This is a genomic window from Paenibacillus sp. P4_A9, from assembly GCF_056402415.1.
In genome coordinates this window covers 25,277-42,222 of sequence record NZ_JBFUHL010000014.1, presented here as the reverse complement: position 1 = coordinate 42,222, position 16,946 = coordinate 25,277, and the positions used below count along the sequence as shown (strand labels likewise).

The 16,946-nt window shown below is 42.3% G+C and carries 9 protein-coding genes; all 9 read left to right on the top strand.

All coding sequences use genetic code 11. From position 1 onward, the window contains the following. Window positions 1-34: 34 nt before the first annotated feature. The 9 genes from AC1DVJ_RS12575 to AC1DVJ_RS12535 all read left to right on the top strand — a co-directional run bounded on the left by AC1DVJ_RS12575 (window position 35) and on the right by AC1DVJ_RS12535 (window position 16,906). On the top strand, window positions 35-967 hold the full coding sequence (locus AC1DVJ_RS12575; protein WP_477591249.1) for a carbohydrate ABC transporter permease: 933 nt from the start codon (window positions 35-37) through the stop codon (window positions 965-967). Window positions 968-988: 21 nt separating this feature from the next. Next, a complete protein-coding gene (locus tag AC1DVJ_RS12570) occupies window positions 989-1,825 on the top strand; it encodes a carbohydrate ABC transporter permease (protein WP_477591153.1) in 837 nt (278 codons plus the stop codon). 117 nt (window positions 1,826-1,942) lie between these two features. Continuing rightward, complete coding sequence (locus AC1DVJ_RS12565) at window positions 1,943-3,292, top strand: ABC transporter substrate-binding protein (RefSeq protein WP_477591151.1); 1,350 nt, start codon at window positions 1,943-1,945, stop codon at window positions 3,290-3,292. A gap of 149 nt (window positions 3,293-3,441) precedes the next feature. Next, on the top strand, window positions 3,442-5,202 hold the full coding sequence (locus tag AC1DVJ_RS12560; RefSeq protein WP_477591149.1) for a sensor histidine kinase: 1,761 nt from the start codon (window positions 3,442-3,444) through the stop codon (window positions 5,200-5,202). Next, window positions 5,195-6,784 (top strand): response regulator transcription factor, encoded by a 1,590-nt coding sequence (locus tag AC1DVJ_RS12555; RefSeq protein WP_477591147.1) that lies wholly within the window; start codon window positions 5,195-5,197, stop codon window positions 6,782-6,784. Before AC1DVJ_RS12560 ends, AC1DVJ_RS12555 begins: the two co-directional genes overlap by 8 nt. Before the next feature lie 262 nt (window positions 6,785-7,046). After that, the gene (locus tag AC1DVJ_RS12550) at window positions 7,047-12,371 is read left to right on the top strand and encodes an endo-alpha-N-acetylgalactosaminidase family protein (protein ID WP_477591145.1); all 5,325 of its coding nucleotides are present in this window, start codon (window positions 7,047-7,049) and stop codon (window positions 12,369-12,371) included. Between the two features lie 26 nt (window positions 12,372-12,397). Continuing rightward, window positions 12,398-14,047, top strand: a complete 1,650-nt coding sequence (locus AC1DVJ_RS12545; protein WP_477591143.1) for an S-layer homology domain-containing protein — start codon at window positions 12,398-12,400, stop codon at window positions 14,045-14,047. 106 nt (window positions 14,048-14,153) lie between these two features. Continuing rightward, the gene (locus tag AC1DVJ_RS12540) at window positions 14,154-16,037 is read left to right on the top strand and encodes a heparinase II/III domain-containing protein (protein ID WP_477591142.1); all 1,884 of its coding nucleotides are present in this window, start codon (window positions 14,154-14,156) and stop codon (window positions 16,035-16,037) included. 101 nt (window positions 16,038-16,138) lie between these two features. Further along, entirely contained in the window at window positions 16,139-16,906 is a 768-nt protein-coding gene (locus tag AC1DVJ_RS12535) for a sugar phosphate isomerase/epimerase family protein (protein ID WP_477591141.1), read from the top strand. The last annotated feature ends 40 nt before the right edge of the window (window positions 16,907-16,946 follow it).

Genomic DNA, 16,946 nt, shown 5'->3' with positions numbered 1-16,946 from the left:
ACAATTGGAGAATAGCAAACTAGGTATACCTGTAATAGAATCAGTTTTGCCGGAAAGAAGCGAGCAACCCCAAAAAACGTATTGGAATAATGAACGAAAAGAGTCTTTGTTCGGATGGCTGTTTTTAGCGCCAGAATTAATCGGGCTTGCTCTGCTCTATGTGTTTCCTGTGGTGTTTTCGTTGTATCTGAGTTTTTGTGACTGGAATTTAGTTGGTGGTTTGTCATCCATTAAATTTGTGGGTCTAGGTAATTTTGAAAAGCTTTTTCAAGATGATAAAGTTATGATGGCGTTAAAAAACAATCTTCTCTATACGGCAATTACCGTACCTGTGGGTATGTTTCTCGCCTTGATACTGGCTATTATTATTCATTCGAGAGTGTTCTTGAAGAGTTATTTCAAAGTTGCGTTTTTTATTCCCTACATTTCGTCCATTATCGCGCTTGGGGCGGTATGGAGTGCCTTGTATCATCCTTCTCAAGGGCCAATTAATCAGTTCCTTATGAGTATTGGGGTAACCATGCCTCCGAAATGGCTAGCAGACACACATTTTTCCCTTTATGCCATTATGATTATTGCGATCTGGGCAGGGATTGGTTATCAGATCATTATCTATTTGGCAGGTCTGACCAATATACCGGAGGAAATGTATGAGGCAGCTAGTATAGACGGTGCATCACCATTTCAGAAATTTATGAAAATTACGTTTCCTCTTCTCGGGCCAACAAACTCGTTTCTATTTATCACGTTAATGATGGCTTCATTTAAAGTGTTCGATTTAGTCGCGTTTATGACGGAGGGGGGGCCGAACAATTCTTCTACCGTCATCGTGTATCGCATTTATATTGAAGGCTTCCGTAACTTTAAAATGGGCTATGCTTCAGCGATTTCCTGGCTCTTGTTCGCGATTGTGGGTCTGGTTACCTTCGTTTCATGGCAGGTACAGAAGCGTAAAGTACATTATTAAAAGAAGGGAGTATGGGGATAGATGAAATCACAGAAACTTGATATATCAAAGCTGATCACAACGGTCATCTTGGGTGGATTTTCTTTATTTTTCTTAGTTCCACTCATTTGGATGGCATCTGCATCTGCCAAGTTTGAGAAAGATGTGTTGGAATTCCCGATCCGATGGGTACCAAAGGATTGGAATTTTATTTCCAATTTCCAAGCTGTGTGGTTGGGGAAAATACCTTTCTATTTGTTCTATTTGAATTCGATTAAACTGGCAACGATCATGACGGTATGCACGATCCTTTTCTCCTCGATGGCAGCTTATTCATTTACGAAATTGCGATTTAGAGGGAGAGATTTTGCTTTTGGTATTTTATTAACATTTATGATCATTCCAGAACAAGCAACGCTTGTCCCTCGCTTTTTACTAATGAAATGGTTTGGATTATACAATACACATTGGTCGCTCATTATCATGGGCATGTTCTCCGTCTATTTCACTTTCTTATTGCGTCAGTTTATGATGGGTATTCATAATGAATATATCGAAGCAGCCAAGATCGACGGAGCAAGTCATTTCATGACCTATTGGCGAATCATGTTGCCGCTTTGTAAGCCGATTTTGGCCACGGTGGGCATTATTAAATTCATATGGACTTGGAACGATTACCAAAGTCCGCTTATTTTCCTACTTAACAAAAAATTGTACCCGATTACACTAGGCATGCAGATGTTTAAAGAAGAATTTGCAGATAATTATGCCCTTATTATGATGGCATCGTTATCCGCAATCGTCCCTTTACTTGTTATTTTCATCATTTTACAAAAGCAGGTTATTGACGGAATCGCACTTGGCGGGGTAAAAGGGTAGGATAAAATTATGCACAAAGTGAACAAAATCGTACACATAAATCAGGTATTTCCAGTGCTACAATTCAGTCTGTAAGCTAGTTACATAACAAATTAACGAACAAACGGGGGAATCGAAATGAAAAAGAAGTTAGCCATTTTAATGTGCGGTACGGTACTTTCTATTTCCGTTTTAACAGGCTGCGCGAAAGAAGCTACACCCACAGCCCAAGGAACTACAGCAGCAGCATCGACGACCAAACCTGTCGAGAACGTTACATTGAAATACTATAACTGGGATTCTGAAGGCGAGGCGAAGGTTACTAAAGCGCTAATCGATAAATTTCAACAGAACAACCCAAATATCAAAGTAGAATCAATTGCTCTTGTGCCTGGTAACTCAGTGGAATCTCTTAAAAAACTGGATGTTACGATTTCCTCTGGCGAGCAAATGGATGTTATGTTAATGCCAGGTATTTCGGAGACGATGGCACGTACAGCTCAAGGCGTTTTTGCACCTCTTGACGACTACTACGCTAAAGATAATGTGAAGCCTGCAGATGAGTATTACGTAAGTCCGAACTTCAAAGGGAAAAACTACGCAACCATGTATAACCGTGCAAACTGGTTTGTACTGTTTAACCAAAATGCATTGGACGAAGCTGGTCTCAAGGTTCCAGAAATTGGCTGGACATGGGATGACTACCGTGAATATGCGAAAAAGCTAACCAAGGGTGAAGGGAATGCGAAGCGCTATGGTTCTTATTTCCACAACTGGAGTGACTACACGGATCCTATTTTGTTTATCGAAAAGCGCAATACGTTCTTGAAAGAAGATGGTACGACACAATTTGATGATCCTTCCGTGAAATCTTTCTTTAATCTTCGTAAAGCGATGGAGAAAGATGATAAGACAGTAAAACCTTTCGCTGATGTTGTAAGTGCAAAGCTTGCATACCGTTCAGAGTTCTTTAATGAAAAAGCAGCAATGATTGTATCCGGCAGTTGGATGGTTGCTGACTCTGTTGATGTAACCAAAAATCCACATAATTTTAAGGTTGCTTTCGCACCAGTCCCGCGTTCTTCAACGAGTGCTGAACTCGGATTGACTAATATTGACGGCCAATTTATGGCAGTGGCCAACAACTCGAAGCACAAAGAAGAGTCTTACAAATTCATTCGTTACATGTCAACAAACTATACGAATGGACTTGCTGGTTGGAAAAAGGCAGATGATAAGAAAGTCATTGATGCTTTAATTGAACCGCAGAAGCAATTTATTAATGTGGACTCACTTGATAAAGCGTTGTTTGATAAAAAAATTCATGCACCGCAAGCTTCCGAAATTGCTGCACCTTATGGACAACAGTTGAAGAACTTGATGTTGGACGGCTTTAGTAAGTTCATCCTAGATAACACATCTGCGGAAGAGGCTCAAAAGTACTTGGTCGATCAAGCAAATAAAATTATTCAAGAGAACAAAAAATAAGAGCATTGGGACGCCGTAAGGCGTCCTCTTTGTTTAAGCGCTGTTAAGGCACATCAATGACATGATTTGGGCTATGATGTAAAATGATCATAGATGATGAATAAGCGCCATGGCAATCAACAAGTATGTAGTAAAGGAGACATCATTCAATGGGTCATTTATTTCGTTTTTCCTATTATCGACGCATCCAGGTTTCCTTTATTTTGTTAATTATGGTGCCAGTATTGATTATTTCAGGCTTACTGCTTACCATGACTCGTGAAACTGTCATGGACAAGATTCGGTTGACGAACAAATCATTTCTAGAAGTTATGGTGAAAGATATGACGAAAACCATCGATGATTTGACATATGCGTCTAACTTTTTCGTTCAAGATGCTAATGTTAGGTTACAACTTCGTGCATTCAGTGAAACTTCCTCTATAACAAGTTATGCGGATTATCAACGACAACAGCAATTGATGGATTTCTTTCGTTTAGTCTCTGCCAAAACCCTTAATACAGATATTGTCATGTGGCTTGTCAGCGCAAAGTCGTTCATCATCCCGTCAACAGACATCTCTTCTATAGATTTGTTCCGCGAGCAAATGAAAGGTATCCAACAATTATACGATCCAGAACGCCCTAAAGAACTGCAGTGGTTAGGGAATGTACGAAACGATGGGAAAGAAGGGAACTCAACTTATTATGTAGCAAGAGTCATTCGTGACCCTGCGGACGATAAGTTTTTGGCAACTTTATATATAGGCATGCAAGGTGTGTATTTCGAGAAGTTATTTCATCAGGTTTCTAGCGGTGAATTCGCGTTGTTCGATAACAATCATCAATTGATCGCTGGAAGTAGTGAAATACGATTCGAAAATACGTCAAGCTCGAATGGTGAAGTGCGGAGTGAGGCGACATTGCCAAAAACGGGTTGGAAACTTGTCTATGAAACACCGCAAAAGGAAGTAACTGGACAAATTTCACGCATGTTTTATATAGCCGTATTTTCCATTCTCCCTTTCTTTGCTCTATTTTTAATCTTATCACTCGTTTTTGCTCGCAGGTTTCATTTGCCGATTTTCAAACTACAATCGATGGCCAAGCAGTACGGAGAAGGAAATCGTACGATACGTTTTCAAGTAAGAGGCACAGACGAAGTGTCCAAGCTCGGAAGCTCAGTCAACCAGATGCTGGATCGTATAGACGAACTAATAGCAGATATCAGCTTGGAGCAGGAGCATAAACGCGTATTGGAGCTGCGAGCGTTATTTGCCCAAATAAGTCCTCATTTCTTAATGAATACGCTGAATTCAATTAAATGCAGCTTGATACTCACACAAGACAAACTTCACAGCAGGCAAATCGATTCCCTCATGAGTTTGTTACATTCCTATTTAAGAATAGAGGAGATGTCAACACTCGGTACGGAATGTACCCTTCTTGGGAACTATGTCGATATTATGAAGATGCGAAATGATTTACAAGTGGAGCTAGTCATACAATTGGAAGCTGGGCTTGAAAATTTTGGTTTTCCAAGACTACTTTTACAGCCGATTGTAGAAAACGCCATTATTCATGGCTTTGAAGATCAGGTGATTGATGCAAGAATTGTTGTCAGCGCCATTAGGTTAGAGGAACGGGTTGAAATCAGCATAGCGAATAATGGTGAGGGAGTACCTGAAGATCAACTGAATACCTTAAGCGGGATTCTGAACAGACATGATTCTGACGGCCCATCACCTACCAATAGAGTAGGCTTAGTCAAYGTCGTTCAGCGCCTTAGATTAACCTTTGGTCCTACGTCTTCTATCACAATGCAATCGAATTCTGATGGAGGAGTAACGGTCGTAATAAACATTCCTCACCAAGTGGAAACAAACCAAATATTGAATGAGTCTATGAGAGGCGGATCTTTCTATGTATAAAGTCATGCTTATCGATGATGATGTGCCGATGCTGAAATTCTTGCGCCAACTGATCGATTGGGATCAGCTAGGTGTGAAACTGGTGGGGGATACGTACTCCGCGACGAAAGCATTGAAAATGTTCCAAGAACAAATGCCAGACATTGTCATCACAGATATTGGACTTCCACAAATGAACGGTCTAGAGCTTGCTGCACATTTTAGAAGTATCAAGCCGGAGATTCGTCTTATCTTTTTGACATGTCACCAAGACTTTGATTATGCCAAACAAGCGATCAATCTGAATGCCGATTCCTATCTAATTAAGTACGAATTAACAGTGGATAGACTTACGGAAAGTCTAACGAAAGCTTTGAACCAGTTGCAAACAACTAATTTGAATAAAGAGCGTGACTCGTATGTTGAGGTGTTACACCGTAATCTGGATTTGCTCAAAAAGTCGTTTTTCAAACAAGTGGCTAAAGGGGAAGCCCCCGAAACACTGCTAGCTTTTGCAAACAGACTTGGGATTCAGTGGGACAAGCCTTCCTTTATGGTTGGCGTATGTTACGTTATGTATTCCTCAGTCATAACCAAATACGAATGTGAAGATTTTTCATTGATCGAATATTGCGTGTATAATATCGCAGATGAGTTGACGAAGGAATATGCTGGCATATCTGTATTTCATGAAAAAGGTTTTCTAGCCGTAATTTTCAACTATCAGTCATCTCTTAAACTGGGCGAGCGTCAATACATGCGGACCTATATGCAGGAAGTGCAGCAGAAATGCAGACAGTTTCTAGGGGTCGAAATTGGAGTTATATGTGGTCCTAATAAACAGGCATTGTTAGAGATCGGCGGGRCATTCCGTCAAATGGATAATATATTAAGTGCAATGTATTATTTGGATCCCAAAACGGTTGATTGGAATACTGTGTCTCAGAACGAGTACAGCCCAGCTGCATCCCTCTTTGACAAAATTAAAGTTGAATTGATGGAGGCCGTTAATCAGGCCGACATGAAGATAATCGAGGAACAACTACAACATTTATTAGATACAGCAAAATCTTTTCGGGTAGAGCCCTCAGAGTTTGTGAATATCTGCACGGGGATTCTTCGCATGATAGAACTGCAGCAGTCGAAATCCAGCACTTTGGAATCATTTTATGCTAGCTTTCTGGATACGATCCATGCTGTTGATACCGTTGGATTGATGCGGTGGAAGCTTGAACAGTTCGTCGTTGCGACGAAAATGGCTAGTGAGACAAGGACGAATGAGCCCAAGTTACAAGTGATTGATCAATATATTAAGCAAAATTTGACTGAAACCATTACATCAGTTGATGTAGCGAATCATTTATTCTTGAGTCCCAGTTATTTCTCCCGCTATTTTAAAAAACTAACAGGTGAAAATTTCACGGATTACGTTCACTCTTATAAAATCAAGCTTGCTTCTAAAATGTTGCCGAACTCGGATGATTCAATCGAGCAGGTTGCGCTCAAGCTTGGCTATTCCGACAGGACTTACTTCTCTAAGGTATTTAAAAAATACTTTGGTGTCACACCAGGTGAATTCAAATCAAAGCTTGGCAAAGAGTAGGCTTAGACTCTCTTTTGGAAAAATGTTGAATAATGACGTGTAATCCTCAGAGATAGCTAAAATAGTGCACAAACAAATCAAAATTTTACTTATTCGTGAGAGCCTATCGCTTAGTATACTTAGAACAAGAAACAAACAGCGATTCAGCCTGGAAGCTAATCGCTGGGTATGACTGAAGTGGGGGAAATCCCAATTCATCGATCCATAATGAAAGCGTTTTCAAAAATAATGGGGAGCAAGGGGGTATTTAATTGTGTCAAACATGAGTAAATTATTTCAAAAGAGTTTAGGTAGAAAATTTAAGATCATGCTGGCGCTTCTGTTTCTTTTAGCACAGTTTTTCTCAATCGGCAATCAATCATTTTTTGGCGAGACGACAGTACTGGCAGCAAATCAGACCACCATTCAGTCAACTAATTTGAGCGTGACAGTGGATGACGCTTTTCCTAGAATTATCCAATACCAGTGGATGGGGGGCGGAGCGTCTAACGGTGCTGTATTTTACGGAAATGAAGACACGCTGAGTCAGGTTAAAATCAACGGTACGGCGTACACACCAGTTGTAACTAATGTTATTACTGGGGATACGATAACCTATACACTTACCATTTCAAGTATAGGGGTAACCATGACGATGTATTTCAAGGTTACTGACAACATCGTCGAATTCAAGGTAAGCGATATTGCCGAAAGCGGCGCAACGAAAGTAATGACTTTTGAAATTCCGAACCAAAACCTGATAGCCATCCGTGATAATCAGAGCAATGCAATGGAAACGGGGGTTGACGTCAAGGGCTCTGTCAATTATACAGACAATTCCAAGGAAGAATACAACACATTAACTACCAAGGCAGTTGACGCAAACCCGGTAGCCAAATCTTATCTTATTTTGAATACCGATAAACTTGCGGCAACTCTGTATAATAATGCCATTAATACGACGCCGACCACAGGGAGCAAAATTCTCGGCGACAAGTATGAAACCAGATACTATTACCAGACGGTGAATAAGACCGGGTACAAGAGGATGGGGGCATGGAACAATGCTTGGACTTACAGGGAAGTGGCAACGGAGATCATGGAATTGCCATACGCCAAAATTGCCATTACACCCGATGCAAACACTGACGGTACTGTAGACTGGCAGGATGGTGCCATTGCATACAGGCAGATTATGAAAACGCCATATGGTGCAGACACAATTAAAAAGAGCTTTGCTAGTATAACATATAGTCGTGGAAGCCTTGCCCAGTGGCCCTTCTTGAGAACACTCGATATGGTCAAGAAGACATACCTATATACCGACGGCTTCGGACAATTCCTGGAATATAAGGGACATCAGGCTGAAGGTCATGATTCAAACCACCCTGACTACGGGATCAACATCAATAAGCGAGCAGGAGGGCTGACTGATCTTAATTATTTTGTCAATCAAGCGGCTCAATATAATACTAGTGTAGGCGTGCATATCAATGAAACCGAGGCTTATCCGGAAGCGCGCTACTACAGTGAAGATCTGCTCAGACAGCCGCACGCGGGCGGTTGGAATTCACTGGACCAGTCATACCTTATTGACCAGTACAAGGATGCGACTAATCATGGGAGTCAAGGCTTGGCTGACAGGCTCGCAGAGCTGAAAGCAAATGTACCTGGGCTGAAGTGGGTTTATGTTGATGTGTATTATTTTCAGGGATACCCAGAATGGAAGCTAGGAACAGAATTAAACAAGAACGGTTGGATGGTAGGTACGGAGTTCCAAGGCGCACTTGAGGATTATGCGGTATGGAACCATGTTCCACAGATGAAGAGCCAGGTCGTAAGATTCATGAAGAACGGGGTTGCAGATTCCTTCGGTTTTAACCCTATGCTTCTGAAATCAAGGCATGCAGGCTCCATGGGGTACGGTAACGATAGAAACGACGATCAGTCTTATTCTGTCAGCTTAACTGACCAAATGAAGATATTCTACACCAACAATTTGCTTATGAAGTACATGCAGAACTTTGACATTATGAAGTGGACAAATAACAGAATTGATCTCACTAACAATGTCTATGTGCAACAAACTACATCTGAGCCTAACCCGGTAGTTGAGTTATACAAGGACAATAAAAAGCTCGCCACGTATCAGAACAATTATGATCCTTCAACCTTTAACGTAAATAACGTAAGTACACAACTGTTCATCCCGTGGGACCCTCAGAATGAGACTAAAATCTACCACTACAACACGAGCGGAGGAAGTACAACCTGGGATCTTCCTAACAGTTGGAACGGTTTGAGCACCGTGAAGCTTTACCAGCTATCCGATACAGGCAAAGCTTTTGTAACGGATCTCAGTGTAACTAACGGTAAGGTAACGATTCAAGCAACTGCCAATACCCCATATGTTGTCTACAAAGGTGAACAAACCAACCCTGTCATGAATTGGGGAGCAGGCGGATATGTGATGGACCCGGGGTTTGACAGCCACGACTTATCTCCTGCAACTTCGGCATGGACCCTATCGTCTACTGGCGGCAGCACAAGCCATATAAACATAGTGAACAGCAGTCTTGGTGAGACCTATGTGGCAGTGAACGGAAACAACGGCGCTGATGCAGTAGTGAGCCAGACCATCACAGGGCTAACCCCAGGTAAGACCTATCAGCTCTCTGCATGGATGGAAGTTAATGATAGAACGGGAATAATTGGTGTTAATAACTATGGTGGAGCAGAAATTACAAATACCATGGTTAAATCAGAGCTGGGCAATCAAATCTATAACACCTTAAGGTATACGTCTAACAATAAAATGCAGAGAATCAAGCTGGAATTTACCGTACCAGTGAATCAAACTAGCGCAAACATTTACTTCAAGGCAAATGCAGGGACTGCTTCATCTTATATGTACCTTGATGACGTGCGTATTGTAGAAATGAATACCACGCCATTTGGAAGCCATTATTTCTTCGAGGATTTTGAGAGCAATGATGAAGGCTTAGGACCATTTGTACAAACGAAGCTGGTCAGTCGAATTCATAGATCGGAGCTTCATACGGGTTATACGACAGACACCATCAACGGAAACTACTCATTGAAAATGAGAGAATCACAAGCGGGAACTGAAACAGGGGAATTTATGAGGACTGTGCCTTACAACGTCAAGTTGCAGCCCAATACGATGTATAAGATGAGTTTTAATTATCTGCTTGGTCTGACAAATAATGGAGCCTACTCTGTTGCTGTTAAAGGAAACAATGGTGCAAATACTTTGTCCAATGTGACTATTCCTTCATCCGTTAGCAACACCGTCTATTCAACATTTACAAAGACATTTTTAACAGGTAACAACGATGATACCTTCGTTTCATTTATAAAGAACGGGGGAGGAATGATTGACTTCGTCATCGATGACTTTGCGATTGACGTTGTACCTACACCGCCTCCGCTAACAGTACCTTCAGGATTAAAAGGGACTGCTTTAAGCCCATCCCAGATAAGCGTAAGCTGGGATGAAACGGATTTAGCAACCGGATATGACTTGGAAGTAGACGGCCAAGTAGTTTCATCTGCCATGTACCCTTATATTCATTCTGGGCTGGCTCTAAATTCTACTCATAACTACAGGGTAAGGGCAAAGAATGCTACAGAGACAACAGATTGGAGCGCACCAGTGAGCGTTGCGTCATTAAATGCGATTTCAATCGTTGCAGCAGCGGATGCATTTGTACGAGACGGTGCGTCAGCGACTACGAACTATGGAGCTGATCCAACTACTTTTGTTAAGTGGGATGCAGCAGGCTATATCCGTGAGGCCTTCTACAAATTTAACTTGGAGAGTATACCAGCAAATATGACCAGTGCAAAGATTAGGTTATATCCAACGACAGCTGGCGCAACATCGCCGGGGGTGAATATAGAACTTGTTCAGAATACTTGGGGCGAGTCTACCCTAAACTGGAACAACAAGCCTTCGGTAATAGGAACCAAATTGAATGCAAGTCCTATCATGCCTGTGCTTAACACGGCGTTGGTTATTGATGTGACGAATATTGCAATGAGTGCACTTGCTAGCCAAGATAAAAACATATCAATAAAAGTAACCAATGCGCTCCTGAGAGGCGGATCTTCGGATAGTCAGTTTGCGACTAAGGAAAATAGTATTTCGCAATACTGGCCAGTGGTGGAATATACGGCTCCAGGAACTATTAGAGGCAAGATTGTAGACAGCAGTAATACGCCGGTTTCAGGCGCAACCGTGACCGCATCTGTAACCAATTCCGTATATGGTTCAGTCGTTACTGCAGTTGACGGAACATATGTCATCACAAACATACCGTCTGGTTCTGGCTATACCGTAACGGCAAGTAAAACGGGATACATGGACACGACGCGCTCGAATGTTATTGTACCAATGGGGGATATCTCTATCATTGATATGATACTTACATCACCGATCAGCCTGCCGTCTAACAACGCAGATCTGGAAGGGTTGAGCCTGTCGAGCGGCCAATTGAATCCGGCATTCGCAGCGGATACGACATCGTACACGGCGAATGTGGCTAACGATGTGAGCAGTATTACCGTTACGGCATCGGTCTACGATAGCTCTTCGACGGTAAAGGTAGGCGGACAACACGCGACCAGCGGTCAGGCAAGCGGACCGATCGGCCTAAATGAAGGCAGCAATACGATTACCGTAGTGGTAACGGCACAAGACTCTACAACGAAGGCCTATACCTTGACCGTGAATCGCCAGACTTCGGCTCCAACTGCCCTATTGAGTGGCGACAATACAGTTGTTTCAGGTCAGTCGTTCAATCTTATGTTTGGATTGAGTAATGTGACGAATAGCGTGTATCAAAGCGTCTATGCACAAGATCTTACACTCAATTATGATCCTGCTAAGTTTGATCTGATCTCGATTACATCCGTAAATCCTGGATTCGAGATTGCATCTCAAAGTCAAATCGCGCCGGGACGAATTCGAATCCTGGCTGCAGCGCAAGGAGTGGAGTATGCGATCCCTGCAAATGGAAACTCACTGAAGTTATCTTTCACTGCCAAACAATTGACTCAAGATACGCAATCAACCGTTTCCGTCAGCAGCATTATGATCGCAAACAATGCCACCAATGTGTTGCAGGTGAACGGAGCTTCCCATGAGGTACTCATTACTATATCAATAGATAAAGCACCATTGCATGCAGCGATTGCAAGCGCACAGACGAAAAAAGACGTTGCAGTGGAAGGAACGAGGCTCGGCCAGTACCCATTTGGCTCGAGAGCGGAGCTGCAGAGTGCAATCGATTCAGCTAAAGCGGTGACCGACAATTCGTCAGCATCACAGCAGCAAGTTGATCAAGCCGTCACTGCCTTGCATGCAGCAGTAGAGGCATTCGATGCGTTGATTATTATCCCAATTTCGGGAGACTTGAACGGAGATGTTCAACTAAATGTAGGAGATTTAGCTTTTGTAGCGATAGCTTACGGTAAGTCTGCTGGCAATTTAGATTGGAATCAATATAAGAAAGCTGATTTTTACCATGATGGCAAGATTGATATTAAAGATCTTGTGGCCATCGCACAATTCATTCTCAATTAACGAAACTTCGTGGAGAGGGTTGGCTAATGAGCCTTCCCTCTCTAACATGGTTGAAGGGACGATATATGATGATCCGTAAATGGCTTTCGTTCGGACTAATACTTATGCTGAGTGTTTGTTGGTTCATTCCGCAAGCTGCTATGGCAGACAGCGTAACCGTTTATTCACTATCAAGTTCAACTAGCGCGACTATCGTCGATGATGAAATAACGGTTATCGTAAAGGGAGACAACCTTACTGACGTATATGGTTATGAAGTGAACTTGGATTTCGACTCGAGTAAACTGGAGTTTAAGCGCGCAACAAGCGCAATTAAGGGATTTGCAATCTCTCCGAGGGTGCAAGGAAACCATGTTCAGTTCGCGAATACGAAGACTGGACAAGTCCCTGGAGATAACGGGAGTGTGACGCTTTGTTCGATGACGTTTAAAGCGATTAGCCAAGGTACTGCCTTTATATCGCTTGGAAAAGTAATACTGGGTACCTCTAATCAAACTTATAGTGAACAAAGTTCAGATGTGAGTATTTCGATCGAAGTTTCTGCAAAAACAGTCGATACAGGTGGGAATAACAACAGTAACAATAATACCAATAACAATCCATCCGCAGTCGATGTTAAGGATGGAGTGGTACGTGTAAATCTTAACAGCGAGCAGATGAAAGCCGACATTCCGCTTGAGCAAATTGCGGGGAATTCGCTTGTGGTGCAGGCAGATGAAGTGTCGATTGCATTCGATAAATTAAATATTAACGCTCTAACAGCTTTAACCAGCAATATCGAAGGAGCATCGTTCCATGTGCAGATTGTTCCACAGCAAAGCTCTTCTGTATCTACAACGGGACAGAACAATCTGGCGCAGCTGAAAGCAGCCGGGATGATATACGACATCGTAATCAAATTGAAAGAGGCAGACGGCAATGAAATAGATATCAGAGATGTTATGGAAGGCACTCACATCTCTCTGCTTGTTAAATCGACCGATGTCGATAAAGAACTTCTGGGTGTGTACTTCTTGAATGAGATGACGAAACAGTGGGAGTATGTAAGAAGTACCGTAGACTACAATACGAATGCAGTTAGCGCCAACATTTCACATTTGGGGAAATTCGCGGTATTTGAGTACAACAAAACATTTACGGACATACCCGCTGATAACTGGGCGTACCGTACTTTACAAGTGCTTTCCGCCAAGCATATCGTCAGCGGAGTGACGGCCAACATGTTTAACCCTAAAGGGAAGACGACCCGCGCGGAATTTACGGCACTTCTTAATAGAGCATTGGATTTAAAACCAAGCAGTCAAACACCTTCGTTTACCGATGTCGGATCTGATGACTGGTATGCCAAGGATGTTGCGGAAGCCTATGCCTCGGGATTAATTCAAGGTATATCAGACAAAGAGTTTGCTCCGAACGAAGAGATTACTCGTGAACAAATGGCTGTTTTGTTGGTGAGAGCGTATGAGTACAAGCATGGACACATCATTAACTCAAGCAACGAACTGCAGGCCTTCAAGGACGGGACGAATGTGTCTGATTGGGCTAAAGACGAAGTAAATAAGGCGATTGCTGCAGGGATGATGCATGGCAAGGGAGATGCTGTCTTCGATCCGAGCGCAGAAGCGCTTCGTGCGGAAACGGCACAGGCAATCCTGAATTTGATCCAGAACAAATAATGATAGTAACCACGTTATAAAAGATTTATGCTGTGTAGCGGCAGGTACGGCGATGTCCGTGCCTGCCTGTTTTTTAATTCAAACCTAAGCAGGAGAAGTGATAAATTTGCTGATAAATTCTTATTTGGATGTTGTTTCTGAACTAATCCCTCCATATGAAAACTATCATCCATATCCGAAAATTGAAAAAAGGGCAACATGGGAAACCATTCCTGATACGATTCGAAATTATTGGATTTCAAGAGGGGACATGTACCTTGACTATTCTTGGCCAGCACTGACGGCCGTAGATTATATGCAATACGCAAGAAATGGTAACGTCATTCATTTTCAAAGCAAATACGAGGAACGCAGGACTGCATTGGCTTCCTTAGTTCTTGCCGAATGTATGGAAGGAAATGGCCGGTATATCGATCAGATTATGAATGGGATCTGGGCCATTTGTGAAGAATCTTCATGGGTAATTCCACCTCATATGGTTATATCCCAGAATAGCTCCAAAGACTCTATTCCTAATATTTCCGACCAATACATAGATTTGTGTGCCGGTGAGACGGCAAGCTTGATGGCAACGACCCATTATCTTTTGCAAAAACCACTGGATGCGGTCAGTCCCAATATATGCGGTCGAATTCGTATGGAAATGAAGCGCCGGATTTTCGATCCATATCTGGAACGCAGTGATTTATGGTGGATGGGGTTGGAGACAAGCCGTAAGATGAATAACTGGAATCCATGGATCAACTCCAACTGTTTGTCTGCTTTCCTTTTGCTGGAGAGAAGTGATGAGCGTCGTTATTGCGGAATTAAAAAGGTTATGCAAACGCTGGATCGGTATATGAGCGATTGCAGTACGGACGGAGGATGCGATGAAGGTCCAGTTTACTGGGATCGTGCCGGCGGGGCATTGTTTGACTGTTTGGAAATGCTTTACGAAGCTTCCCAAGGCAAGATCAACTTATATAATGAACCATTGATTCAGGATATCGGTCGCTACATATACAGAGTTCACATTGACGGTACCAACTTTGTCAACTGTGCCGATAGCAGTGCAAAATTTGAAATAGCAGCAGATATCGTATATAGATACGGATCCCGGATTAGAGATCGGCAAATGGTGAGATTAGCGTCGTCTACCTACCAAACGAACAAGCTGCCGCTCTCAAGATGGTTGACGCTTCATCGTATGATACCTTCCTTTTTTCTAGATGAGGAGATTAAGGAGAAAAGAGAATCACCGCCATTTGTTCGCGATGTATGGCTGAATAGTATTGAATTAATGACTGCAAGGGATCAAGAAGGCACCAGTCGTGGTATGTATTTGGCGGTTAAAGGGGGCCATAACGATGAGAGCCATAATCATAATGATATCGGTAATTTCCTTGTATACTCAGACGGGAGCCCTTTTTTGATTGATATCGGTGTCGAAACGTATACAGCCAAAACATTCAGTCCAGAGCGGTACGATATTTGGACAATGCAGTCAGCGTATCATAATGTGCCTATGGTGAATGGCATTCAGCAGAAGGCCGGCATTGCGTATAAGGCAAGTGAGGTCAAGTATAGGGTCCAACATGAAGAAGCGCAAATATCAATGAATCTGGCTCGCGCCTATCCAGAAACAGCGGGGATCAGCTCGTGGCAACGAACTTATACCCTTTATCGAAACGTAGGTTTAAACATCGAAGCATTTATCGAGATTAGGGACGATTTCAAACTTTTTCAAGTGACTGACGATATTAAAATCCACATGATGACTCCTTGTATGCCTCAAATTGAGAGCAGTGGGAGCATATTGTTACAGAATATGGTTGGTGAGGGGGTGCATATTTACTATGACGGAAGCACTCTTCTAGCATCAAGCGAGGCAATCAAGCTAAGAGATGAGAAGCTGCGGGCGGTCTGGGGCGATTATTTGTATAGAATCACTTTAAAGACCATGCACGCTGTCTCCGCTTCTGTATGGACAATGCGTATTGCTAAAGGATGACAAGGTCAAAATACTGCACAGGTTGGACAGAATCATTCTTAGCGTAAGGGGAAGGAATTCCCTTATAGTTGATTTATTATCAAAGAAAGCGAGTGATTTTTATGAAGATAGCAGCACAGCTCTATACCGTAAGGGATTTTCTGAAAACGGCCGAAGATATTTCAATCAGTCTTAGAAAGGTCAAAGAAATTGGTTATACTGCCATTCAAGTATCAGGAATAGGCAACATCGATAATAAGGAATTAAAGGAGATTGTAGACAGAGAGCAATTGACGATTTGTGCCACCCATATTCCATATGCGGATTTAACAAATAATTTAGATGCTGTTATTGAAAAGCATCAGATATGGGATTGCAAATATGTGGGATTAGGAGGTATGCCGCTAGCAAATCGCAGCAGCAAAGAAGGATATGTGGCTTTTGCCAAAGAAGCATCAGAAATTGGAAGGAAATTGAAACATGCAGGTTTGCAATTTTTTTATCATAACCATTCATTTGAGTTTGCAAAATTTGATGGAAAAACTGGAATGGAGATTCTCATGGAGGAAACAGACCCAGAAGCCTTCGGATTTTTGCTTGATTTATACTGGGTTCAAGCGGGAGGAGCAGATCCGATCGAATGGATACACAAATTGAAAGGTAGAATGAAACTCGTTCATTTAAAAGATTTTGCCGTAATGAGTGATATGGAACAGCGATTTGCCGAGATTGGCGAAGGTAATATGAATTACTCTCAAATATTGAAAGCATGTCAGAGTGTTGGTGTGGAATGGGCTCCAGTTGAACAAGACGAATGTTATGGCCGAGATCCATTTGAGTGCTTGGCAACCAGTTTCAATAATTTGAAGAAACTTGGTGTGGGTATCTGAGAGCAGGGACTCCAAATGGGAAATGATTAGAGAAATCGTA

Excerpts from the sequence above, each read along its gene's own strand:
- AC1DVJ_RS12570 (WP_477591153.1), top strand. The coding sequence starts at position 989 with ATGAAATCACAGAAACTTGATATATCAAAGCTGATCACAACGGTCATC.
- AC1DVJ_RS12565 (WP_477591151.1), top strand. The coding sequence starts at position 1,943 with ATGAAAAAGAAGTTAGCCATTTTAATGTGCGGTACGGTACTTTCTATT.
- AC1DVJ_RS12550 (WP_477591145.1), top strand. The coding sequence starts at position 7,047 with ATGAGTAAATTATTTCAAAAGAGTTTAGGTAGAAAATTTAAGATCATG.
- AC1DVJ_RS12545 (WP_477591143.1), top strand. The coding sequence starts at position 12,398 with ATGAGCCTTCCCTCTCTAACATGGTTGAAGGGACGATATATGATGATC.
- AC1DVJ_RS12535 (WP_477591141.1), top strand. The coding sequence starts at position 16,139 with ATGAAGATAGCAGCACAGCTCTATACCGTAAGGGATTTTCTGAAAACG.